This is a genomic window from Lysobacter stagni (assembly GCF_030053425.1).
GTDB classification, from domain to species: Bacteria; Pseudomonadota; Gammaproteobacteria; order Xanthomonadales; family Xanthomonadaceae; genus Lysobacter_J; species Lysobacter_J stagni.
Genome location: NZ_JASGBI010000001.1, coordinates 336,072 through 357,504, shown reverse-complemented (window position 1 = coordinate 357,504; position 21,433 = coordinate 336,072). Strand labels below are relative to the sequence as shown.

Here is a 21,433-nt window from a genome sequence, read left to right as displayed (position 1 = left end):
CGTCAGTCATCGTCTCGGGTCTGTTCGGCCACCCAGGCCAGGTAGGCGGCGAGGCCGCCAACGGCTTCGACCGCAATGGCCTCGGGCAGTTCATAGGGATGCAGGGCCTGCAGCCGCGCGATCAGGGTGTCCTGGCGGTCCGCAGTGGTCTTGATCAGCAGCAGCACTTCCGCGTCACGTTCGATCACGCCCTGCCAGCGGTAGGTCGAGACGACCCCGGGCAGCACGTTGACGCATGCCGCCAGGCGCTCTTCGACAAGCGCACGGGCGAGGGCGTCGGCGGTTTGCGGGTCGGGGCAGGTGCTCAGCACCAGCCGGACCGGCGACGGGGAAGTGGCGGCCATGAGGGGCGCCAGTGTAGGGCACCGGCCCCGACGGACGCTCGCGCAGCGGCCGTTCGATTGTCGTAGGCTGCCCGCGCCGGACGTCCGCTCCCCCCAGGAGGTCACATGCCCCGTCGCCTTGCCGTCGTTGTCGCGCTGTGCCTGTTGGCCGGATTGGCCGGGGCTGCGGAAGGCCCCGGCGACGCGCACGGCATCCGCGTGCGGGCCGCCTGCTACCAGGCCTCGCGCCTGCTGGCCGACCTCAGCTGCGAGCGGGCGATGGACTGCTGGCGCGATCCATCGGCGATGGGCGTGCTTGACCTGGAGACCGGCAAACGGATCGACGCTTCGACGAACGATCTGGTCTATATCGGCCCCGATGGCGCGCTGTTGGCCGAGCCGCCGATGCAGGGGCAGATCCGCGCGGTATGGACCTTCGCCCTCGGCCCGAGTGCGCCGCACAAGGTCCAGCTGGTGCAGGGCGATGAAACGGCGACCTCCGGTTTCGAGCCCTCGGCCGATTGCGCCACATTGCCGCCCGCGGCGGTCAGGCGCCTGGCGGGCGGCTGAGACCGTTCACCGGGCGCGACCCGGCGTGGCCGTGCGGCCGCGGCCGGTGCGCATCTCGGCCAGTTGTTCCGCCAGTTCCACCAGCGGCGCCTTGGCGCGCGTCGGGGCTTCCCGGAAGGCGGCGAGCAGGCGCAGCTCCAGCGGGTCCTCGACCAGCATCGCCTCCGCGGCGGCCACCGAATCCAGCGCGGTGTCGGCCGACAGGCTCATGTTGCCCCGCCCGGTGGCCAGCCATTCGAACTGCACGCCGGTGACAAGGGCCACCTCGCGCAGGTGGGCCACGCTCGGAAACTTGCCGCGCGCGGCTTCCCAGTGGCCGACGGCGCTGCGTTGCACCCCGACGACGGCGCCCAGCGCGGCTTGCGATAAACCCGCGTGCCGGCGGGCCAGGCGAATGCGTTGTTGAGGGGTCATCGCACCTGCTACCTGTACTCACCTGGTGAACAAAATACACCCAATGCTGTGCGCTCAGGGTAGCGTTACGCCGCGCTGATGCAAGTCAAACCCGACGTTTTTCACACTTTTTTCGAGGGTTTGGCTACCCAAAGTCAGCAGTCGACCTCTGGCCGCCACTCGCCCGGAGCGGCAAGATCGACCTCGTGCCGCCAAGGATGGTTGGCCGTGACAAGGCGTCGGTTCGGGGATCGGGGTGCAAGGACGCGCCATGCTCAGGACAGCCTGCTCCGCACCAAAGAGCGCGTTCCACGGGACGCGCTCTTTCTTTTTGCGCGATTGCCCGGCGGACCCTTGAAAGCCTCCGGCGGCGCCCCATCTCTCGCCCATCCCGGTTCGCCGGGTTTTCTTCGCCCCGGTCGTTGGCACTCACCGGGGACGATTGCTAAAATCCCACTCCTTTCCCCGTCGTATCAACCACTTACGAAATCCCCGGAGACAGTCGCGATGAATATCAAGCCGCTCTACGACCGCGTGGTCATCAAGCGCATGGAAGAAGAAAAGATGTCCGCTGGCGGCATCGTGATCCCGGACTCGGCCACCGAGAAGCCGATCAAGGGCGAAGTCGTTGCCGTCGGCGAAGGCAAGGTCTTCGACAACGGCAACGTGCGCGCGCCGAAGGTGAAGGTCGGCGACAAGGTGCTGTTCGGCAAGTACAGCGGCACCGAGGTCAAGCTCGACGGCACCGAATTCCTGGTGGTGAAGGAAGACGACATCTTCGCCGTCCTCGGCTGATCGCCCGGCGGGAACGAAGCGGCGAACGACGCGCAACGCGCGAGTCCCGCTCCCTTCCTGCCGCCGCGTCTGTGTTTCCGCTTTTCCATTCCCCATTCCGCATTTGAGGTAACAACATGGCTGCCAAGGAAATCCGTTTCGGTGAGGACGCGCGCGTCAAGATGCTGCGCGGCGTCAATGTGCTCGCCAATGCCGTCAAGGCCACGCTCGGCCCGAAGGGCCGCAACGTCGTGCTCGAGAAGAGCTTCGGCGCCCCGACCATCACCAAGGACGGCGTGTCCGTCGCCAAGGAAATCGAGCTTGCAGACAAGTTCGAGAACATGGGCGCGCAGATGGTGAAGGAAGTCGCTTCCAAGACCTCCGACAACGCCGGTGACGGCACCACCACCGCCACCGTGCTGGCGCAGGCGCTGATCCGCGAAGGCATGAAGGCGGTCGCCGCCGGCATGAACCCGATGGACCTCAAGCGCGGCATCGACAAGGCCGTGCACGCCGCCGTCGACGAGCTGAAGAAGATCTCCAAGCCGTCGTCGACCTCGAAGGAAATCGCCCAGGTCGGCACGATCTCGGCCAACTCCGATGCCAACATCGGCGACCTCATCGCCCAGGCGATGGACAAGGTCGGCAAGGAAGGCGTGATCACCGTGGAAGACGGTTCGGGCCTGGAGAACGAGCTCGACGTCGTCGAGGGCATGCAGTTCGATCGCGGCTACCTGTCGCCGTACTTCATCAACAACCAGCAGTCGATGCAGGCCGAACTGGACGACCCGTTCATCCTGCTGCACGACAAGAAGATCTCCAACGTGCGTGACCTGCTGCCGGTGCTGGAAGGCGTCGCGAAGGCCGGCAAGCCGCTGCTGATCATCGCCGAGGAAGTCGAAGGCGAAGCCCTGGCGACCCTGGTGGTCAACACCATCCGCGGCATCGTGAAGGTCTGCGCCGTGAAGGCCCCGGGCTTCGGCGACCGTCGCAAGGCGATGCTGGAAGACATGGCCGTCCTGACCGGCGGCACCGTGATCTCCGAAGAGGTCGGTCTGCAGCTGGACAAGGCCACCATCAAGGACCTCGGCCGCGCCAAGAAGGTGCAGGTCTCGAAGGAGAACACCACCATCATCGACGGCGCCGGCGAAGTCGGCGGCATCGAGGCACGCATCAAGCAGATCAAGGCGCAGATCGAGGAAACCTCCTCCGACTACGACCGCGAGAAGCTGCAGGAGCGCGTGGCCAAGCTGGCCGGTGGCGTTGCCGTCATCAAGGTCGGTGCCTCGACCGAGATCGAGATGAAGGAAAAGAAGGCCCGCGTCGAAGACGCCCTGCACGCCACGCGCGCTGCGGTGGAAGAAGGCATCGTCCCGGGCGGCGGCGTCGCGCTGCTGCGCGCCAAGGCGGCCATTGCTGACCTGAAGGGTGCCAACGAAGACCAGAACCACGGCATCCAGATCGCCCTGCGCGCGATGGAAGCGCCGCTGCGCGAGATCGTGACCAACGCCGGTGAAGAGCCGTCGGTCATCGTCAACAAGGTGCAGGAAGGCAAGGGCAGCTTCGGCTACAACGCCGCCAACGGTGAGTACGTCGACATGCTCGAAGCCGGCATCCTGGACCCGACCAAGGTCACCCGCACCGCGCTGCAGAACGCCGCGTCGATCGCCGGTCTGATGATCACGACCGAGGCGATGGTTGCCGAGCTGCCGAAGAAGGACGAGCCGGCGATGCCGGGCGGCGGCATGGGCGGCATGGGTGGCATGGACTTCTAAGTCCGGTCTCCAGCGTCACGAAGTAGGAAAGGCCCCGCAGCGATGCGGGGCCTTTTTCTTTGTGTGCGCCACGCCAATCGTTCGATACGAGAATCGGAATTCTCCGACAGGCACGCATGGGTGCCGCCGGTAGCGTGCAACCTCTTTGTTGGGCTTGAGGCGTCGCATGCACTGGTTTGTTCTCCGTCCGGCATCCGTGCATGCGCGGGCCGCCGGCATCGCGCTCGTGCTGCTGCTGTGCGCGTGTGGGCGTGAGGCGCCGACGACCACGACGCAGGGTGCTCCCGTAGCGGCGCTGCCCGACCTTCCGCCCAAGGACGTGTTCGAGCGCAATGCGGAGTCGATCGTCGGTATCAGCTATCCGACCACCGCGCAGCTTCCGGCCGCCCTGGCGCAACGCCTGACAGCGCACGCCGCGGGCCTGCAGTCGGAGCTGTCGACCGCGTTGCGCACGCGCAAGGCCGGCGACGCGCCCTACGAACTGACCGCGACCTATGCCGTCACCGCCGAAACGCCGCGCCTGATCGTGGTGGTGGCCGACAGCAGTCTTTACATTGGCGCTGCGACAAGCCGGCTGCGCCAGGACGCGTTCGTCTGGGAACGCCAGGCCGGCCGTCTGCTCACGGCGGACGAGCTGATCCACGACGGCGCCGGATGGAAGGCGATCGACGCCTACCTCCACATGCCCACCGACGAGGGCGCGGCGGTGCGCACCGTGCGCTCGCCTCATCTGCTGGTTCCGCGCCTGAACTCGCGGGGCGAGGTTTACGCAGTGGCCGTGTCGACCGCGCCGGCCGGTGCCGTCGACACGGAACTGGTCGATGTACCCGTGGCGATCGTGAAGCCGTGGATCGGCGCCGCCCATGCGTCGCTGTTCGGCGTCGTGTCATCGGCCACGAGCGGAGAATCCCTCGCGGCGCCCTGATGCGGTGTGTTTTCTGGGCAGGGTGCTGGCTACCGGCTAAGCTCGCCGTGCATGCCTACCTCACTCATCATCGTCGACGACTTCCTCAGCCCGCGTGACGCGCAGCAACTGCGCGAAGTCGGACTTGGCCTGACCTATCCCGAACAGGAAGGCGCGTTCCCCGGTCGCAATTCACTCGAACGCATGGAGATCGACGGCCTCGACCAGGCCGTATCGAGGCTCGTTGGCGAACGCGTCGTGCCCATCTCGCCGCTGCAGTCGCACTGCAAGTTCCGCATGACGCTCGCCGCCGATCGCGGCCGCGCGAAGGTGCACATCGACCGCGCGTACTGGTCGGGCATCCTCTACCTCAGCCGACCCGAGGACTGCCGCGGCGGCACCGAGTTCTTCCGCCACCGTCCCACCAACACCGAGCGCGCGCCCTGGGACGAGCGGGAACTGGCCGCGATGGGCTATTCGTCGATGGAGCAGATGCACGACGACATCATCGAGCGCGACAGCGTCGACGACTCCAAATGGGAAATGACCATGCAGGCCCCGATGCGCTTCAACCGCCTGGTGCTGCTGCGCCCGTGGTTGTGGCACACCACCGGACCGGCCTTCGGCGACCGGATGGAGAACGGGCGCTTGGTCTACCTCATGTTCTTCGGAGCGGGCTGAGGCGCCGATTCGCGGTGCGATGGCGGTCTTCCATACCTGAACAGGGATCGCTGTAAAGGTCTGATTGGCATGCAATTTGAACCGCTGAGTTCTATTTTGCAGTGCAGCGTGCAAAGCCCCTAACGGTTCCTTCACGATCAACGCGCATCCCGACGTGGGGGAGGGAGCAGGCCCGCAACCGGTTCGACCGGGGCGGGCTTTTTATTTGCCCGTTCCATCGCCCGCGCACGCCGTCCGTCGGCGAGAGACGTCGAGCAACGGCCGGCCGCACGCCGTGCGCACGTTGTTTGCCGTGCGCGGACGCCGGACAGGGGGCGGATGCGCCGCGCGCATTCGCCTTTGTTCCGGAGGGAATCATGAAGACGACGAGCAAGCGGGTCGCGCTGGCCGCGGCCGTATGCGCATTGGCCTCGACCGCCTCGGTCCAGGCCGCGAGCTACATCGTGCAGACGCACGGCAACGCCCTCAGCCAGTCGCAACTCAATGCCATCGCCGCCGCGGGCGGCACCGTACGTGCGCATCTTCCGCAGATCGGCGTGGCCATCGTCGATGCCGACGACGGCTTCAAGGCACGCGCAGCCGGCGTGTCCGGCCTGCGTTCGGTGACCGCCGACATCCGCATGCAGTTCGACATCCCCGATGCGGTCGTGCAGGACGAAGGCGCGCCCAACTTCGCCAATCCACCCAACTCCGGCGAGGACGACACACGCTTCGACCTGCAGTGGGGCATGAAGGCGATCGATGCGGCCGGCGCGTGGAATGCGGGCTGGCGCGGGGCCGGCGCGGTGGTCGCCGTGCTCGATTCGGGCATCGTCTGCCAGCATTCGGACATCGCGCCGAACCTGCTGCCGAACTCGACCTCGTTCGTGCCGGGCGAAAGCGTGTGCCACAACATTCCCAATGCCTTCAACCACGGTACGCACGTGGCCGGCATCATCGCCGCGGCCGACAACGCGTTCGGCACGATAGGCGTCGCGCCCGAGGCGAAGATCCTCGCCGTGAAGGTGCTGTCGGGCGTGACCGGCAGCGGCGAGTTCGCCGGCATCATCCAGGGCATCGTGTACGCGGCCGACCAGGGTGCGAACGTGATCAACATGAGCCTGGGCGTCACCGATGGCCTGCCCAAGGGCGGCGCCGAGACGGCCGAGCTGATCAATGCGACCAAGCGCGCGGTGCAGTACGCGCAGTCGCGCAACGTGCTGATCATCGCCTCGTCCGGCAACGACGCCCGCGATCTCGACCACGATGCCAACACCATCGCCTTCCCCGCGCAGTTGCCGGGCGTGCTGGCGGTGGCCGCGACCGCGCCGGAAGCCTGGGGCCATGATCTCAATGGCGCCGACCTCGACCTGCCCGCCAGCTACAGCAACTACGGGCAGTCGGCGATCCACCTCGCCGGCCCCGGCGGCGACTTCGACTATCCGGGCAACGAGAACTGCACGGTCGCCGGTCTGGTGCGCCCGTGCTGGGTGTTCGATGGCGTGTTCGCGCCCGGTGGCTTCGTTCCGCCCAACGGCAACCTGTACTTCTGGGCCACCGGCACCAGCATGGCGGCACCGCACGTGTCCGGCGTGGCCGCGCTCATCTTCGGCAAGTACCCCGGCATCAAGGCGCAGAAGGTGGAACAACTGCTGCGCGCGGGCGCCGATGATCTCGGCAAGCCGGGCAAGGACGATTTCTATGGACAGGGACGCGTGAACGCCGCCGCCAGCGTCGACTGAGCGTCACGCACGATGGCCGCCTGCACGGGCGGCCATCGCACACCGTCATGCCGTGCCGGTGCGGGCCACGCTCGCGTGCCCGTGCCAGAACGTACCCGTGCCAGAATCGGGGCGATGAGTTCCAAATCCCCCGCGCACTCCGACCTTTCCCATTCCATCACCGCGCGCGCGATGGCGCGCCTGCGCACGGCGTTGCCGGCGCACGCGGACGTCCTCGCCGAGGACCATGCGCGTGAGCGGCTGCAGCGCGTGGCCGCCGCCAGCGACTTCGCCATCGATACGCTCGTCCGCCAGCCGGACGTCCTGCTCAGGCTGCTGGGCGACGACGGTGCGCAGCCGATGGCCGAGCCGTCGCTGTCGCCCGAACACCGCAGCGAATGGCCCGCGCTGCTGCGCGGCTATCGCACGGCCGAATCCACACGCCTGATCTGGCGCGACGTGCTTGGCCTGGACGATGTCGACGCGACGCTTGCCGGAAGCACGCATCTGGCCGAACGTTGCCTGCAGCTCGCGTTGGATGCGCTCGAGATCGAGTTCGCGCAACGCCATGGTGTGGTGCGCGATCGCGAAGGAAACCCGCAGCGTCTGGTCGTGTTCGGACTGGGCAAGCTGGGTGGCGGCGAGCTCAACTTCAGCTCGGACGTCGATCTGGTCTACGCCTACGAACACGACGGCGAATCCGACGGCGCGCGCGCCCTCGACGCGGAACACTACTTCGCGCGCCTGGGACAACAGCTGGCGAAGCTGCTCGACGAACTGACGGTCGACGGGTTCTGCCATCGTGTCGACCTGCGCCTGCGTCCGTACGGCAATGCGGGCCGCGTGGCGTGGTCGTTCAACGCGATGGAGCAGTACTTCCAACGCGAAGGACGCGACTGGGAACGATACGCCTGGCAGAAGGCGCGGCCGGTCGCGGGCGACCTCGACGCGGGCGAGCGATTCCTCGAGAGCCTGCGCCCGTTCATCTATCGCCGCTATCTCGACTTCGGCGCACTGGACGGGCTGCGCGCGATGAAGGCGGCCATTAGCGCGGAGGTCGCCCGCAAGGAACTGGCCGACGACATCAAGCGCGGGCCCGGTGGCATCCGCGAGATCGAATTCCTCGTGCAGGCGCTGCAGCTCATCTACGGCGGCCGCGAGCCCGGCCTGCGCGACCGCCGTCTGCTGCCCTCGCTGCAGGCACTGGTGGATGCGCGACAGATGACGCCTGACGCCGGTGCGACGCTGACGGGCGCGTACTGGTTCCTGCGCCGGCTGGAAAACCGGCTGCAGATGCTTCGCGACGCGCAGACGCACGCGTTGCCCGAATCCACCGACGACCGGCAGCGGATCGCGCACGGATTGGGTTACGAGGACTGGGATGCGCTTCGCGTCGCGCTCGATGCACAGCGTGCGCTGGTGACCTCCGAATTCGAGGCGCTGCTCGCGCCGCGTCGCAAACGCAATGCACCCGACGCGCTCACCAGCTATTGGCGCGCGCTGCCTGAGGGCGGCGACAGCGCCGTGCTCGCCGACGCAGGCTTCGTCGAGGCCGGCAACGCCGACGCCGCGCTGCGCGACTTCGCACGCAGCCCCGGGGTCCGTGGCCTGTCCGATGCCGCGCGCGGCAGGCTGGACCGCGTGATGCCCGCATTGCTCCAGGCCGCGGCCGCGTCCAGCGAGCCGATGCTCGCGCTACGCCGGTTGCTGGCGCTGTTGCACAACGTGTTGCGTCGAAGTGCCTACCTCGCGCTGCTGGACGAGCAGCCCGTCGCGCTCGCCCGGTTGGTGGAGGTGGTGAGCCACAGCGCGCTGCTCGCCGAGCGACTGGCCGCCTATCCGCTGCTGCTGGATGAGCTCCTGGACGCGCGCGTGGCCGGGCCACTGCCCGGACGCGACGAGTTGCACGCCGCCTGCGCCGCCGTCGCAGAAGGCCAGGACGACGATGCCGAGGCAGTGCTGCAGGCGCTCAACGAAGTGCGACAGGCGCTGAGCTTCCGCATCGCGATGGCGCTGCGAGACGGACGCCAGAGTGCGACGGAGTGCGCGCAGCAACTGGCGTGGCTGGCCGACGGCGTGGTGTTGCGCGTGCTGCGCTTGGCCGAGCACGAAGTCGCCGGTGCCCACGGTCGCGTTCCGGGCGCCCGCTTCGCGGTGATCGGCTACGGCAGCCTCGGCGGCGAGGAGCTGGGGTTCGGCTCGGACCTGGACCTGGTGTTCCTGTACGACGCGCCGGGCGGCGAGCACGCGCATTCCGACGGTGCCCGCACGATCGAGGCGACGCGCTGGTTCGCACGCGTGGCGCAGAAGGTGGTCGCACTGCTGGGCGCGGTGACCGGCGCGGGCCGGCTGTACGACGTCGATGTGCGCCTTCGCCCCGACGGTGCGAAGGGCCTGCTGGTGTCCAGCTTGGCCAGCTACCGCGATTACCAGCGCGAACGCGCGTGGACGTGGGAGCACCAGGCGCTGGTACGTGCGCGGTTCGTCGCGGGCGACGAATCGCTGGGCGACGATTTCGAATCGGTGCGCGCGCAGACCCTCTCGCGCGAGCGGGATCCGCAGGCGGTGTGCACCGACGTGGTCTCGATGCGTCGCCGCATGCGCGCCGAGCTCGACCGCAGCGACGCGGCCGCGTTCGACCTGAAGCAGGGCGAAGGCGGGCTGGTGGATCTGGAGTTCCTGCTGCAGTACGCCGTGCTGGCGCATTCGGCGCAGCACGTGTCGTGGCTGGTGCCGCGCAACACCCCGGCGCTGGTCGAAGCGGCCGCCGTAGACGGCTGGCTCGATGCGGGTGAAGCGGCGGCACTGGTGGACGCGCACGCGGTGCTGCTCGAACGCGGCCTGGCGTGCACCCTGGACCGTCGTCCGCGACGCTTGCCGATTGACGAGGCGATCGCACGATCGCGCGCCGCGATCACCGCGTCCGCGCACCGGCACGGGCTGGTATTCGACACGCCGTCGGTAGGTACGACCGGCTGAGCGTCAGCGCGACGCGATCGTGCGCGCTTAGTACCCGAGCGCGGTCTGCGTTGCGTTGGATCGCGACGCGCGGTCATCCAGCCATGCCCGGACTTCCGCCGCCACGCGCGCGGTTTCGCGAAGCGGCGTGACTGCGTACGGCGTCAGGGTGGCGTCGAGGGGGCGCACCCGTCCGCTGCGCAGCAGGCCATCGAGGAAACGACGCGGCCGGCCGCTCACGCGGTCGTGTCCGGCGACGAACACCGGCGCCAGCGTCGCCGACGCTTCGGACACCATGTTCACCGAGTCGGCCGTGCATACGATGCGATCCGCCCATGCGAGCAGTCCGGCGTACGGGTTCGGTCCATCCGCTTCGCCCGTCCAGCGCACGCCGGGCAGGTCGCCAAGGCGTTGCTGCAGTCGCGCACGCGCTGACCGTGGCGTGCGGCGCGAAGTCGTGGCGAGCGCGCTGCCACCTTCGGCTCGCACGATGCGGGCGATGGCGCGCAACCAGCCGTCGTAGTCGTCATCGGTAAAACGCGCGTGTGCGCTTTCGCCGCCCAGCAGTATCGCGGTGCGCGGGCCGGGCAGGTTGCCGAGACCGGGGAATGCACCCCGCGCGGTCGCCAGCCACAGGTCGTCCACCGGATGCAGGCTGCCGATCACGGGGATGACGTTCTCGCCGGAAAGCCCGTCGTGTTCGGGTGCGATCACCAGATCCCAGTGGCGCAGGTCGATGCGCGGATCGAGGATCTGCACGGTTCGTGCGCCGCGGTCGCGCAGCAGGCGCGTGGCCAGCGCGGCTTGCCGTCCACAGCCGATCGCCAGCGACGGGCGCGTCGAGGCGGTCGCGAAGTCGACCCCGAAGGCCTGCGTCGCGCCGGGCAGGCGTCGCGGAGCGAGCCAGCGCCACGGCGCGCGCGGTTGCAATGTCCAGGCGTGGAACGATCCGGCCAGAGCGACCGCGAGCGCCTCGGCCTGGCGCACGTTGCCGGCATGGCCGTCGGTGACGGTCCAGACCGCGGCCTGCGCGGGGAAATCGGGGCTCGTTCGTTGCACGTTTGTGATTAATCCGTTCCGGATCAGTCGGCTGTTGCGATCGTGCCAGACTCTACACTTCCGTTCCTCAGCCGCGGTGGCAGTGCGGCGTTCCATGGAGTTTTCGATGTCGCACACCGTTTCCCCGTCCACGCCCCTGTCCGATGCGGCGCTGGACCAGTTGTTCCGCACCGCCCGCACCCACAATGAACTGGCGGGCGAGGTGAGCGACGAGACCCTGCACCAGCTGTACGAGCTGGCCAAATGGGGTCCCACCAGCGCCAACATGTCGCCGCTGCGGCTGGTGTTCGTGAAGTCCGCCGAAGCCAAGGCCAAGCTGGGCCCGGCCCTGGACCAGGGCAACTACGCCAAGACCCTGGCCGCGCCGGTCACAGCCATCGTCGCTTTCGACATGGCTTTCTACGAGAAGCTGCCGTACCTGTTCCCGCACACCGACGCGCGCGGCTGGTTCGACACCAAGCCCGAGGATGCGCTGCACACCATCGCCCTGCGCAACGGCAGCCTGCAGGGCGCCTATGTGCTCATGGCGGCACGCGCGCTGGGCCTGGATTGCGGCCCGATGTCCGGCTTCAACAACGCGCTGGTCGACGAGACCTTCTTCGCCGGCACGAAGGTGAAGTCGAACTTCCTCATCAATCTCGGCCACGGCGACACGGCCAAGCTGTTCCCACGCTCTCCGCGCCTGTCGTTCGACGAAGCCGCGGCCATCCTGTAACCCCACCCGTTCCGGAGAACGCCCATGTTCAAGCGCCTTGCCCTCGTCGCGGCCCTCGCTGTCGCCAGTTCCGCCACTTTCGCTGCACCGGTGACGTACAAGATCGATCCGAACCACACCTCCGTGGTCGCCAGCTGGAGCCACTTCGGCTTCTCCAATCCGATCGCCAACTTCGGCGGCGCGGAAGGCACGATCACCTACGATCCGTCCAACGTCGGCACCTCGAAGGTCGAAGTGACCCTGCCGCTGTCGGGCCTGGACTCGCACGTGCAGAAGTTCGACGAGCACCTGCGCAGCGCCGACTTCTTCGACGCCGAGAAGTACCCGAACATTACCTTCAAGAGCACCAAGGTCGAAGCCGCCGGCGACAAGAAGCTGCGCGTGTTCGGCGACCTGACCATCAAGGGCGTCACCCGCCAGGTCGTGCTCGACACCACGATCAACAAGATCGGCGAGCAGCCGATGGCCAAGCGCGCGGCCGCCGGCTTCGACGCCACCACCACCATCAAGCGCAGCGATTTCGGTGTCGACAAGTTCGCGCCGAACGTGAGCGACAACGTCACCCTGCGCATCACCACCGAAGCCGTGGTGCCGAAGGCCGAGTAAGGCCGGACGGAAACAAGGCGGAAAATCGACGCGGGAACGGGGACAATGTGCCCGTTCCCGCTTTCCCGCCGCACATGATCCTTCAACGACCCTCCGACGCACGCGGCCGTTCCGGCCACGACAGCCGCCAGACCTTTTCCTTCGGCGGGCATTACGACGCGGCGTGGATGGGCTTCGGCCCGTTGCGCGTGCTCAACGAGCGGCACATCGCGCCCGGCGCGGCGCTGGACGTGCAACGTCGCGCCAACATGGAAATCCTCGCCTACGTGGTCGATGGCGCGCTGGCGCACCACGATGGCGTGGGCGGCGACAGCGTGGTCGGTGCCGGCGAACTGCAATGGCTCAGTGCCGGCCACGGGGTGCAGCACGCGCAGGCCAATGCGTCCGCCGACACGCCGGCGCACGTGCTGGAGATCTGGATCCAGCCCTCGCGCCTGAACCACGAACCGGCGGCCGCACGCCGTGGTGCCGTGCCGGACGATGTGCGCGGCTGGGTACTGCTGGCCTCCGGCGATGGCCGCGATGACAGCCTGGCCATCCGTCAGGACATCGGCCTGTCCCAGGCGCGTCTGGCGCGTGGAGAGGAAGTCCATCACCCGCTCGATCCTTCCCGCCTGTACTGGCTGCACCTGGTGCGCGGCGAGGCGACGGTGAACGGCGCCATGACCCTGCAGGCCGGCGATGCGCTGGGCTTGCGGGACGAATCGGGCGTCCTCGCGCTGCAGGGCGGCAGCGACAAGCCGGCGCTCGCGCTGCTGTTCGACCTGCCGCGCTGAGCTTCCGCGGCCCGGTGCATGCACGCGGGCTGGTAAACTTGCGTCCCCGCGTCGCCACCCGTCCCTTCCCATGACCGCAGCCAACGCCCATCCGACCCAGGCCAACGCCGAGCAGCGCTACGTCGTGCATCGCTCCGACCTGCCGCTGAGCTGCCCGCTGCCCTCCATGGCGCTGTGGAACTCGCATCCGCGCGTGTATCTGCCGATCGAGGCCGAAGGCGGGGAAGCGCAGTGCCCGTACTGCGGCTCGCACTTCGTCCTCGAAGACTGACCGGCCCTCACCGGACGACCCGCGCATGAGGCCGCCCGGGAGCCGCCCATGCCGCGCCTGACCGTCGTCCAGCTGCTGCCGGCGCTGGAATCCGGCGGCGTCGAGCGTTCCACGCTGGAGATCGCCCAGGCCCTGGTCGAGGCGGGGCATCGCGCCATCGTCGTCTCGCGCGGCGGTCGTCTGGTGCCGCGACTGCAGGCGATGGGCGCCGAACACATCACGCTCGACATCGGCCGCAAATCACTACTGACTTTCCGTCACGCCATCGCCCTGCGCCGTCTGTTCGTGCGCGAAGGGGTGGATGTCGTGCACGCGCGTTCGCGCCTGCCGGCGTGGGTTGGCGAACTGGCGCTGCGCGGCCTTCCCGACGCGACGCGACCGCGTTGGGTCACCACCGTGCACGGGCTCAACTCGCCTTCGCGCTACAGCGCCGTGATGACCCGTGGCGAACGGGTCATCTGTGTGTCGAGCACGGTGCGCGATTTCGTCCTGCGCCATTACCCGCACGTCGATGCCGCGAAGCTGCGCGTGATCCCGCGCGGCATCGACCCCACTGCATTCCCGCGCGCGCCGATGCCCGACCGCGCCGCGCGCGAATGCGTCGCCGCGCTGCATCCGGCGCTGGGAGGCAATGGGCCGCTGCTGCTGCTGCCGGGCCGTGGCACGCGCCTGAAAGGCCACGCCGATGCATTGGTGCTGCTGGCGCGCCTGCGCGCGGACGGTCTGGACGCGCGGCTGTGGTTGCCCGGCGCGCGCGAGGCCGGCCGCGAGGCGTACATCGCCACGCTGGAACAGGAGGCGGTGCAGGCAGGCATTGCCGGATCGGTCGCCTTCACCGCGCCGACCGACGCCGTCGCGCAGGCCTATGCGGCCAGCGACCTGGTGCTGCAGCTCTCGCGCAAGCCCGAGGCCTTCGGTCGTACCGTGGTGGAGGCCTTGTCCGTGGGGCGACCCGTGGTGGGATGGGACCACGGTGGCGTGGGCGAGCTTCTGGCGCAGTACCAGCCGCAGGGCGCGGTGCCGACGTTCGATATCGATGCACTGCGTCGCATCTCCTACGAACTTCTTACGCATCCTGCGTTATCACCGGCTAGGATTCCCGATTCCTTGCGTGCGATGCAGGAGGCCTCGCTTGCCGTCTACGCCGAGCTCGTCGATGAACACCGCCACTGACGCGGCGGACGCCAATGCGCACGGCTGGCGTTGGGCGCCGGCGTGGGTGCTCACCTATGTCGCGCTGTGGCCCGCACCCGGTTATGCGGAAGGCGTGCTCGTGCTGGGCGCGCTGGCGGCGATCATCCGCCTTGCGCAGTCGCGTTTCCGCGGCGGTTCCAAGCTGCTCAGCCATCCGGCATGGGCGCTCACCAGCGTGTTGTTCTTCGCCTACTGGATGCCGGAGCTGGTCTCCGCCATCGACGCGGTCGATCCCGCGCGCGCGCTGCGCGAGGCAGCGGTCGACCTGCGCTACCTGCCGTTCCTGTGGCTCGTCGCGGCCGCGGTCGCCGAACCGGCCGGGCGGCGCACGACGTTCACCGGCCTGGCGGTGATCGTCGCGATCTGGACACTCGACGCGCTGGTGCAGGCCGTGACCGGCACCAGTCCGCTGTTCGCCGCCATCGACGGCATCAAGCACGCCATCAGCGGCCATGGCATGTGCACACCGGAAGAGCTGGCGCTGCTCGATCGGCTCAGCGGTGTGCTGGGTCCGTGCAATCTCAAACTGGGTCCGGTGCTGGCCAGCCTGTCGCCGTTCCTGCTGTTCGCAGGCGGAAGGCGGATCGGCACGGTGGGCTGGTTGCTCGCCGCGGCGGCGCTCGGTGTGGTGCTGGTACTTGCGGGCTCGCGTGCGTCGTGGATCACCTACGCCGTCGCGCTGGCCCTGTCGGGTTGGCGGCTGCTGGGCTGGAAGAAGCTGGCGGGTGTGTTCCTCGCCGGTGTGGTCAGCGTCGGCCTGCTGACGGTGGTGGTGCCGCAGGTACGCGATCGCATCGCGCGCACCGGGCATGCGCTCACCGCGGATGTCGAAGGCGTCGACAGTGCGCTGTCGGGTCGCGCGCGCATCTGGGAAGCGGCAGCGTGCATGGCGCGCGAGCATCCCTTGAATGGCGTCGGCGCGCGCGGCTTCCGCGAGGCGTTCCCCGCCTGCGATCCGGCGCCGGGGCAAGTGGCCGCCTGGGGCGAAGGCCCGGCGCTGCACGCGCACCAGATCGTGCTGGAAGTGCTGAGCGAGACCGGCGCATTCGGCGTGCTGCTGTGGCTGGCGGGGCTGGCACTGGCCTGGCGCGCCTGGCATTTCGCCGAGGAATCCGCCCGCGAACGCGCGCGCCCGGCGATGTGGGCCCTGGTGGCCACTCTGTTCCCCATCAACACGCACCTGGCGTTCTATTCCACCTTCTGGGGTGGACTGACGCTGATGCTCGCCGCCCTCTACGCGGGCAGCCTGCTCGCGCGCGAATAGGCGCTCACCGCTTGCCGTAAGGCGAACTCATGCCGGGGGGGCGGCGCTTGAAGCGGCGGTGGATCCACAGGTACTGGCTGGGCGCCTCGCGCACCATCGCTTCGATGGAAGCGTTGACGCGGGCGCTGTCCACGGCCGCGTCGGTGGATGGGAAGTCCTCCAGCGGCGCGCCCACGCGCAGCACATAGTCGGCACCCTCGCGGCGATGGAAGAACGGCACCACCGCGCAGCCACTCAGGCGCGCGAACTGGTGCGTGGCGGTGATCGTCGCCGCCGGCACGCCGAAGAACGGTGCGAACACCGTGTCCTTGCCGCGCATGTCCTGGTCTGGCGCGTACCACAGGAAACCGCCCTGCTTGAGGTGGCGCATCGCCGCGCGGATCTCCTCGTTGGTGAACATCGCGCTGGCATAGCGCAGGCGGCCGCGCTTGACCGCCCATTCCATCACCGGGCTGCGATGGCGGCGGTACATGCCGGCCAGCGGCAGGTGGTCGCACATCAGGCGCCCGCACATCTCCAGGGTCATGAAGTGGCCCGACACCATCAGCACGCCGCGACCCTGCGCGCGGATGTCGTCCAGCAGCTCCAGTCCCTCGATCCGCACCGTGCGCCGCATCGGTTCGGCCGAGCCCCACCAGGCGCGCGAGAATTCGAACAGGCCGATGCCGAAGTCGCGGAAGCTGTCGCGCAGCAGGCGCTCGCGCTCGGCCGGCGTCTTCTCCGGGAAGCACAGCGCCAGGTTGATCTGCGCCGCGCGACGGCGAGCGCCGGCCACGCGCAGGGCGAACGCGCCGGTCAGGCCGCCCAGCGCGCGCTGGAGCGACCACGGCAGGCGCGCGCCGAAGCACATCACGCCGTAGGCGATCCACATGGGCCAGTGGCGCGGACCGAACGGCGGCGGGGGCGGAGAAGTGGGGGACTCGACGGCCTTGGGCATCCGGGAATTCTATGGCCGCGCTCGCCGATGCAATAGGCCGGCGCCGTGCTGGTCTTCGATGCATCGCCTTCGCCCGTCCGTCACGGCCTTCGTTATCCTATTCGCGATGCCGACGGACCCTATCGAGCGACTGTTGCGCGGCCTGTACTCGGTCGCCCTGTACCTGTTGGCTCCCATCACCGTGTACCACCTGATCTGGCGCGGCCTGCGCCAGCCGGCGTACTTCCTGCGCTGGCAGGAGCGCTATGCGTTCTATGGCGACCGCCCCGCGATGCGCACGCTGTGGGTGCACGCGGTGTCGCTGGGCGAGGTCAATGCCGCGGTGCCGGTGGTGAACGCGTTGCGCCGCGCCTACCCGGGCCAGCGCGTGCTGGTCACCACCATCACCCCCACCGGCTCCGAGCGCGTGCAGGCGCTGTGGGGCGATGCGGTGGAGCATGTCTACCTGCCCTACGACCTGCCCGGCGCCGTCACGCGGTTCCTGCGCCACTACCGTCCGTACGCGGCGCTGATCATGGAAACCGAACTGTGGCCCAGCCTGTTGTTCGGTTGCCGCGAGCAGGGCGTGCCCGCGGTGATCCTCAACGCGCGGTTGTCCGAACGTTCGCTGCGCGGCTACCGGGTGCTGGCGCCGCTGGTGGCGCGGGCCCTGCGCACCGTGCATGCCGTGGCCGCGCAGTCGCGTGCCGATGCCGAACGCTTCATCCGCCTGGGTGCGCGCCCGGAACAGGTGAAGGAAGTGGGCAACCTCAAGTTCGACGTTGCCGTTCCCGAACATCTGGCCGACTTCGCCGCGCAGTGCCGCCGGCAGTGCGGCGAGCGACCGGTATGGATCGCCGCGAGCACGCACGAGGAAGAGGAACCCGCGGTGCTGGCGATCCACCGTCGCCTGCGTGCGAAGTTTCCCGACCTGCTGCTGCTGTGGGTGCCGCGCCACCCGGAGCGCTTCCGCATGGTCGCCGACCTCGCGCGCGCCTCGGGCTGGACCGTCTCGACGCGTTCGCGCCAACCCTGGCCGCAACCGGCCGACGCCGTCTTCGTGGTCGACACGATGGGCGAGCTGATGAACTTCTACGCCTGTGCCGACGTCGCCTTCGTCGGCGGCAGTCTGCAGGCCATCGGCGGCCACAACCTGCTCGAACCCGCCGCGACCGGTACCGCCATCGTCACCGGCCCGCACCTGCACAACTTCGTCGAGATCGCGCAGCGCCTGCAGGACGCCGGTGCGCTGCTCGTGGAACCCGACGCCGATGCCGTGCGCGACGCGCTGGCCGATCTGCTGTCCGACCCGCACAAGCGCGAACGCATGACCACCGCCGGCCGCGCGCTGGTCGAAACCGGCCGTGGCGCACTGGCGCGCACGATGGCGTTGCTGGAGCCGCTCCTGCCGGTGCAGTAACCCGCGCCACGCTTCACTTTCCTGCGCGCATAAAAAAACCGCCGGGAAGCCGGCGGTTCCTGGTGCGTCGCGATGTCGCGTGCGATCAGCGCGTCACGTCGCCCGCCGGCAGCTGTGCTTCGGTATCGGCGGTGAGCAGGCGGTTGACGTCCTGCACGTCGGACACGTCCAGCGTGCCGGCGGCCTGTTCGAGCAGCAGGCGGCTCTGCAGGTGGTTGTAACGGGCGCGGGCGAACTCGAGCTTCGCGGTGAACAGGTTGTTCTGGTTCTGCAGGACGTCCAGCACGGTGCGCGTGCCGACTTCCAGTCCGACCTGCGAGGCGTCGTACGCGCTCTGCGCCGAGACCAGCGCCAGGCGGCGTGCCTCGACCTCGCTGATGCTCGCCACCAGCGTCTGGTAGGCATTGCGCGTGTTGCGCACGAGCAGGCGCTTCTGCTGTTCCAGTTCGTCCTGCGCGACGTCGCGGCGCGCCAGCGCCTGGCGCACGCCCGACTGGGTCGCGCCGCCGGAGTAGATCGGCACCGACAGGACCAGGCCAACCGACGGGCCATAACTGCGGCTGTCGATATCGCGCGAGATGTTGCGCACCTGGCTGTCGCCCCAGCTTTCGTTGTCGCCGTAGCTGCCGTTGAGGTACAGGCGCGGCCAGTGGCCGGCGCGTGCGGTCTCGACGTCGGCCTCGGTGGACGTCACCTGCAGTTCTTTCGCACGCAGTCCCGGGTTGTTGTCGATGGCTGTCTGCACCCAGCCCTCGGCGTCGCGGGTTTCTGGCAGCGACGGCTGGTAGTCCTTCGGCAGGCCCTTGATGTTGCTGATGGGCTGGCCGGTGATTTCCGCCAGCGCCTGGTACGCGTCCTCGACCACGTTGCGGGCCAGGATGGTGTTGGCGCGCGCGCTGTCGTACTGGGCGCGGGCCTCGTGCACGTCGGTGATCGGTGCCAGGCCGACTTCCAGGCGCTTGGACGCGTAGTCGAACTGCTTCTTCAGCGCGGTCTCGGCCGCCTCGGCCGCGGCCAGCGACTCCAGGCCGATCAGCACGTTGAAGTACGCCGCCGACGTGCGCGTGATCAGGTCGTTGCCGGCCGCGCTGAGCTGGAAGTCAGCGGCCGAGCTGAGCGCCTTGGCGCTCTTGTGGCGGGTGAAGTTGCCGCGGTCGTAGACCATCTGCGACAGGCGCGCTTCGGTGCCGCGCGAGGTGGTCTCCGACTCGCTGTTGCCGCCGCTGATCGTGCCGTCGGCGTTGATGACGGCGTCGCCGCGCTCGTAGTTGCGTGCGCGGGTGATTGAGGCGGTGCCGTCGATCTGCGGGAGCATGGCGGCGCGCGTCTGCACGGCGCCTTCCTTGATGGCCAGGCGGTTGGCTTCGGCGGCGGAAAGTTGCGGATCGGCTCCGCGTGCCAGCTCGTAGGTCTGCAGGAGGTCTTCGGCGGAGGCCGTGGCCGGCAACAGGGCCGAGACACTCACGGCGGCAGCGAGGGCGATGACGAGCGGGCGGCGGATCATGCGAGGTCCTTGTCCGTTTTACTTTCTTGTTGAGCCGCCCGCGTGGCAGAGCGGGCGTGCGAGGGGAGGCGCGTCAGAACTGGAACGTCGGTGCGGGGGCCGCACCGGCGAGGTAAGGCAGGTCGGTTTCGAACAACGATTGGATGCGCGAACCGTTGACATCGTTGCGCACCAGCACCGCTTCCATCGCCGGTGAACGGCCGCGCACGACGAACATGCGCCCGCCCGGTTGCAGCCAATCGACGAAGCGTTCCGGGATGGTGTCGACCGCGCCGGCCACGAGGATCGCGCTGAAGCGGCGCTCGGTGGTCCACTGCAGCGGGTCGGCGACGACGATCTGCGCGTTGCCGATGGCCTGTTCGGCCAGTGCGGCGCGCGCGGCGTGCGCGAAGGCCTCGTTGCGCTCCACGGCGAGCACCTCGCGGGCGAGGCGGCCGGCGCAGGCGGTGAGGTAGCCGCTGGCATCGCCCAGCACCAGCACGTCGTCGCCCGGCTCCAGCAACAGCGCCTGCAACGCGCGGCCTTCGACCACGGGCTTCAGAGTGAACTCGCCATGGCCCAGCGGCAGCGACAGATCGCCATAGGCCAGGGCGCGGTGCGCGGCGGGCACGAAGGCCTCGCGCGGCAGCGTCGCCATCACCTCGAGCACGCGCAGGTCGAGCACGTCCCACGGACGTACCTGCTGTTCGACCATCAGTTCGCGTGCCTTGCTGTAATCCATGGTGCTCATCGGGGGGAATCTCGCGCGGAAGACCGCGAATTGTAACGGGTCCGGCCTAACCGGCCGTCGCGGGCGCGGCGCACAGGATGGCGGCGCCGCGCGGGGAGGGCTGAGTGCCAGAAGTAACCAAGACGGATGTCATCGGCGTGCCGGCGGTTTGCCGGTCCGGGCGGCTGCGTCGTCGTGCGTGCGATAGGCCCGCAGGAACAGGTCCACCGCCGCAGCCAGGTGCGCGTCGATCTCCTCCGCCGGCGGCGTCGGGCCGCCGAACACCAGGCAGGCGTGCGGCTCGCCCTTGAGCAGCGCGAAGAACTGGCCGGCGGCGCGTGGCACGTCGGGGATGTCCAGCTCGCCCGCGGCGATGCGGCGCTCCAGCAGCGCGGCGAAATCGCCCTGCACGCGCATCGGGCCGGCTTCCCAGAACAGCTTGGGCAGGCCCGAGTGCGCCATCTGCGGCGAACACAGCATGCGGTGCCCGGCCACGGCCTCCGGCGCGGTGATCATCGTGTAGAACGCGCGGGCGATCTCCATCAGGCGCTGGTCCAGCGGCAAGGTGGGCGCCGGCTCGAACAGCGAAGAGGGCAGCGACAGGTCGCAGTGCGATTCCACGGCGGCGACGAACAGGGTCTCCTTGTCGCCGAAATGGCTGTAGACGGTCAGCTTCGAGACGCCGGCTTCGGCGGCGATCTGATCCATGCTGGCGCCGTCGAACCCGTTCTGGGTGAACATCCGCTTGGCCGCCTCCAGGATGGCCAGGCGCTTTCCCAGGTCCTTGGGACGGCCGGGACCGGCTGACCGGGTGGGGCTGGAGGCAGCCGGAGAGGGCGGAATTGCAGGCTGGCGTGAAGCGGTCATGCTGGAATACTAGACTACCGAGTTTGATATTTATACAGTACCGCAAGGTACATT

At 68.7% G+C, this 21,433-nt stretch carries 21 protein-coding genes; 14 read left to right on the top strand and 7 right to left on the bottom strand.

Going from position 1 to position 21,433, the window contains the following annotated elements:
• Positions 1 to 2 precede the first annotated feature (2 nt).
• Entirely contained in the window at positions 3 to 344 is a 342-nt protein-coding gene (cutA, locus tag QLQ15_RS01585) for a divalent-cation tolerance protein CutA (RefSeq protein WP_283211111.1), read from the bottom strand.
• 105 nt (positions 345 to 449) lie between these two features.
• Between cutA and QLQ15_RS01580 the strand changes: the two genes are divergently transcribed.
• Positions 450 to 893, top strand: coding sequence for a hypothetical protein (locus tag QLQ15_RS01580; RefSeq protein ID WP_283211110.1), 444 nt, complete (start codon positions 450 to 452; stop codon positions 891 to 893).
• A 6-nt stretch (positions 894 to 899) separates the two neighbouring features.
• Here QLQ15_RS01580 and QLQ15_RS01575 read toward each other — a convergent pair whose 3' ends face one another.
• Positions 900 to 1,307, bottom strand: coding sequence for a helix-turn-helix domain-containing protein (locus tag QLQ15_RS01575; RefSeq protein WP_283211109.1), 408 nt, complete (start codon positions 1,305 to 1,307; stop codon positions 900 to 902).
• A 486-nt stretch (positions 1,308 to 1,793) separates the two neighbouring features.
• On the opposite strand from QLQ15_RS01575, the gene groES reads away from it, so the two are divergent.
• The 6 genes from groES (at position 1,794) to glnE (ending at position 10,099) form a co-directional block, all read left to right on the top strand.
• The gene (gene groES, locus QLQ15_RS01570) at positions 1,794 to 2,081 is read left to right on the top strand and encodes a co-chaperone GroES (RefSeq protein ID WP_158984179.1); all 288 of its coding nucleotides are present in this window, start codon (positions 1,794 to 1,796) and stop codon (positions 2,079 to 2,081) included.
• Positions 2,082 to 2,197: 116 nt separating this feature from the next.
• Positions 2,198 to 3,835: a chaperonin GroEL gene (gene groL / locus QLQ15_RS01565; RefSeq protein ID WP_283211108.1), complete on the top strand. Its 1,638-nt coding sequence runs from the start codon at positions 2,198 to 2,200 to the stop codon at positions 3,833 to 3,835.
• 166 nt (positions 3,836 to 4,001) lie between these two features.
• Positions 4,002 to 4,760, top strand: a complete 759-nt coding sequence (locus QLQ15_RS01560) for a hypothetical protein (protein ID WP_283211107.1) — start codon at positions 4,002 to 4,004, stop codon at positions 4,758 to 4,760.
• 51 nt (positions 4,761 to 4,811) lie between these two features.
• Complete coding sequence (locus QLQ15_RS01555) at positions 4,812 to 5,420, top strand: DUF6445 family protein (protein ID WP_283211106.1); 609 nt, start codon at positions 4,812 to 4,814, stop codon at positions 5,418 to 5,420.
• Between the two features lie 356 nt (positions 5,421 to 5,776).
• On the top strand, positions 5,777 to 7,141 hold the full coding sequence (locus QLQ15_RS01550; RefSeq protein ID WP_283211105.1) for a S8 family serine peptidase: 1,365 nt from the start codon (positions 5,777 to 5,779) through the stop codon (positions 7,139 to 7,141).
• Positions 7,142 to 7,255: 114 nt separating this feature from the next.
• A complete protein-coding gene (glnE, locus tag QLQ15_RS01545) occupies positions 7,256 to 10,099 on the top strand; it encodes a bifunctional [glutamate--ammonia ligase]-adenylyl-L-tyrosine phosphorylase/[glutamate--ammonia-ligase] adenylyltransferase (RefSeq protein WP_283211104.1) in 2,844 nt (947 codons plus the stop codon).
• Between the two features lie 27 nt (positions 10,100 to 10,126).
• On the opposite strand, the gene QLQ15_RS01540 is transcribed toward glnE, so the two are convergent.
• On the bottom strand, positions 10,127 to 11,137 hold the full coding sequence (locus QLQ15_RS01540) for a mitochondrial fission ELM1 family protein (protein ID WP_283211103.1): 1,011 nt from the start codon (positions 11,135 to 11,137) through the stop codon (positions 10,127 to 10,129).
• 106 nt (positions 11,138 to 11,243) lie between these two features.
• Between QLQ15_RS01540 and QLQ15_RS01535 the strand changes: the two genes are divergently transcribed.
• From QLQ15_RS01535 to QLQ15_RS01510, 6 genes are all read left to right on the top strand, one after another.
• The gene (locus QLQ15_RS01535) at positions 11,244 to 11,852 is read left to right on the top strand and encodes a malonic semialdehyde reductase (RefSeq protein ID WP_283211102.1); all 609 of its coding nucleotides are present in this window, start codon (positions 11,244 to 11,246) and stop codon (positions 11,850 to 11,852) included.
• A 24-nt stretch (positions 11,853 to 11,876) separates the two neighbouring features.
• Positions 11,877 to 12,458 (top strand): YceI family protein, encoded by a 582-nt coding sequence (locus tag QLQ15_RS01530; RefSeq protein ID WP_283211101.1) that lies wholly within the window; start codon positions 11,877 to 11,879, stop codon positions 12,456 to 12,458.
• A 74-nt stretch (positions 12,459 to 12,532) separates the two neighbouring features.
• Positions 12,533 to 13,234, top strand: coding sequence for a pirin family protein (locus QLQ15_RS01525; RefSeq protein ID WP_283211100.1), 702 nt, complete (start codon positions 12,533 to 12,535; stop codon positions 13,232 to 13,234).
• 70 nt (positions 13,235 to 13,304) lie between these two features.
• Complete coding sequence (locus tag QLQ15_RS01520; protein WP_283211099.1) at positions 13,305 to 13,505, top strand: zinc-finger domain-containing protein; 201 nt, start codon at positions 13,305 to 13,307, stop codon at positions 13,503 to 13,505.
• Positions 13,506 to 13,553: 48 nt separating this feature from the next.
• A complete protein-coding gene (locus tag QLQ15_RS01515) occupies positions 13,554 to 14,678 on the top strand; it encodes a glycosyltransferase (RefSeq protein WP_283211098.1) in 1,125 nt (374 codons plus the stop codon).
• Positions 14,662 to 15,963, top strand: coding sequence for an O-antigen ligase family protein (locus tag QLQ15_RS01510; protein ID WP_283211097.1), 1,302 nt, complete (start codon positions 14,662 to 14,664; stop codon positions 15,961 to 15,963). The genes QLQ15_RS01515 and QLQ15_RS01510 overlap by 17 nt, the downstream gene beginning before the upstream one ends.
• Before the next feature lie 4 nt (positions 15,964 to 15,967).
• Here QLQ15_RS01510 and lpxL read toward each other — a convergent pair whose 3' ends face one another.
• Complete coding sequence (lpxL, locus tag QLQ15_RS01505; protein ID WP_283211096.1) at positions 15,968 to 16,900, bottom strand: LpxL/LpxP family Kdo(2)-lipid IV(A) lauroyl/palmitoleoyl acyltransferase; 933 nt, start codon at positions 16,898 to 16,900, stop codon at positions 15,968 to 15,970.
• A gap of 106 nt (positions 16,901 to 17,006) precedes the next feature.
• Here lpxL and waaA point away from each other — a divergent pair, with 106 nt between their 5' ends.
• Positions 17,007 to 18,299 carry a lipid IV(A) 3-deoxy-D-manno-octulosonic acid transferase gene (waaA, locus tag QLQ15_RS01500; protein ID WP_283211095.1) on the top strand — a complete coding sequence of 431 codons (1,293 nt, stop codon included), beginning with the start codon at positions 17,007 to 17,009 and terminating at the stop codon, positions 18,297 to 18,299.
• 85 nt (positions 18,300 to 18,384) lie between these two features.
• Here the strand turns inward: waaA and QLQ15_RS01495 are convergent, their stop codons facing one another.
• The 3 genes from QLQ15_RS01495 to QLQ15_RS01485 form a co-directional block, all read right to left on the bottom strand.
• The gene (locus QLQ15_RS01495) at positions 18,385 to 19,803 is read right to left on the bottom strand and encodes a TolC family outer membrane protein (RefSeq protein ID WP_283211094.1); all 1,419 of its coding nucleotides are present in this window, start codon (positions 19,801 to 19,803) and stop codon (positions 18,385 to 18,387) included.
• Positions 19,804 to 19,876: 73 nt separating this feature from the next.
• Positions 19,877 to 20,533 carry a protein-L-isoaspartate O-methyltransferase family protein gene (locus QLQ15_RS01490; protein WP_283211093.1) on the bottom strand — a complete coding sequence of 219 codons (657 nt, stop codon included), beginning with the start codon at positions 20,531 to 20,533 and terminating at the stop codon, positions 19,877 to 19,879.
• Positions 20,534 to 20,662: 129 nt separating this feature from the next.
• On the bottom strand, positions 20,663 to 21,379 hold the full coding sequence (locus QLQ15_RS01485) for a TetR/AcrR family transcriptional regulator (RefSeq protein WP_283211092.1): 717 nt from the start codon (positions 21,377 to 21,379) through the stop codon (positions 20,663 to 20,665).
• Between the last annotated feature and the right edge of the window lie 54 nt (positions 21,380 to 21,433).

Excerpts from the sequence above, each read along its gene's own strand:
- groL (WP_283211108.1), top strand. The coding sequence starts at position 2,198 with ATGGCTGCCAAGGAAATCCGTTTCGGTGAGGACGCGCGCGTCAAGATG.
- lpxL (WP_283211096.1), bottom strand. The coding sequence starts at position 16,900 with ATGCCCAAGGCCGTCGAGTCCCCCACTTCTCCGCCCCCGCCGCCGTTC.
- QLQ15_RS01535 (WP_283211102.1), top strand. The coding sequence starts at position 11,244 with ATGTCGCACACCGTTTCCCCGTCCACGCCCCTGTCCGATGCGGCGCTG.
- QLQ15_RS01550 (WP_283211105.1), top strand. The coding sequence starts at position 5,777 with ATGAAGACGACGAGCAAGCGGGTCGCGCTGGCCGCGGCCGTATGCGCA.
- QLQ15_RS01510 (WP_283211097.1), top strand. The coding sequence starts at position 14,662 with ATGAACACCGCCACTGACGCGGCGGACGCCAATGCGCACGGCTGGCGT.
- QLQ15_RS01515 (WP_283211098.1), top strand. The coding sequence starts at position 13,554 with ATGCCGCGCCTGACCGTCGTCCAGCTGCTGCCGGCGCTGGAATCCGGC.
- waaA (WP_283211095.1), top strand. The coding sequence starts at position 17,007 with ATGCCGACGGACCCTATCGAGCGACTGTTGCGCGGCCTGTACTCGGTC.
- QLQ15_RS01520 (WP_283211099.1), top strand. The coding sequence starts at position 13,305 with ATGACCGCAGCCAACGCCCATCCGACCCAGGCCAACGCCGAGCAGCGC.
- QLQ15_RS01560 (WP_283211107.1), top strand. The coding sequence starts at position 4,002 with ATGCACTGGTTTGTTCTCCGTCCGGCATCCGTGCATGCGCGGGCCGCC.
- QLQ15_RS01575 (WP_283211109.1), bottom strand. The coding sequence starts at position 1,307 with ATGACCCCTCAACAACGCATTCGCCTGGCCCGCCGGCACGCGGGTTTA.
- QLQ15_RS01530 (WP_283211101.1), top strand. The coding sequence starts at position 11,877 with ATGTTCAAGCGCCTTGCCCTCGTCGCGGCCCTCGCTGTCGCCAGTTCC.
- cutA (WP_283211111.1), bottom strand. The coding sequence starts at position 344 with ATGGCCGCCACTTCCCCGTCGCCGGTCCGGCTGGTGCTGAGCACCTGC.
- QLQ15_RS01490 (WP_283211093.1), bottom strand. The coding sequence starts at position 20,533 with ATGAGCACCATGGATTACAGCAAGGCACGCGAACTGATGGTCGAACAG.
- QLQ15_RS01580 (WP_283211110.1), top strand. The coding sequence starts at position 450 with ATGCCCCGTCGCCTTGCCGTCGTTGTCGCGCTGTGCCTGTTGGCCGGA.
- glnE (WP_283211104.1), top strand. The coding sequence starts at position 7,256 with ATGAGTTCCAAATCCCCCGCGCACTCCGACCTTTCCCATTCCATCACC.
- QLQ15_RS01495 (WP_283211094.1), bottom strand. The coding sequence starts at position 19,803 with ATGATCCGCCGCCCGCTCGTCATCGCCCTCGCTGCCGCCGTGAGTGTC.
- QLQ15_RS01555 (WP_283211106.1), top strand. The coding sequence starts at position 4,812 with ATGCCTACCTCACTCATCATCGTCGACGACTTCCTCAGCCCGCGTGAC.
- groES (WP_158984179.1), top strand. The coding sequence starts at position 1,794 with ATGAATATCAAGCCGCTCTACGACCGCGTGGTCATCAAGCGCATGGAA.
- QLQ15_RS01485 (WP_283211092.1), bottom strand. The coding sequence starts at position 21,379 with ATGACCGCTTCACGCCAGCCTGCAATTCCGCCCTCTCCGGCTGCCTCC.
- QLQ15_RS01525 (WP_283211100.1), top strand. The coding sequence starts at position 12,533 with ATGATCCTTCAACGACCCTCCGACGCACGCGGCCGTTCCGGCCACGAC.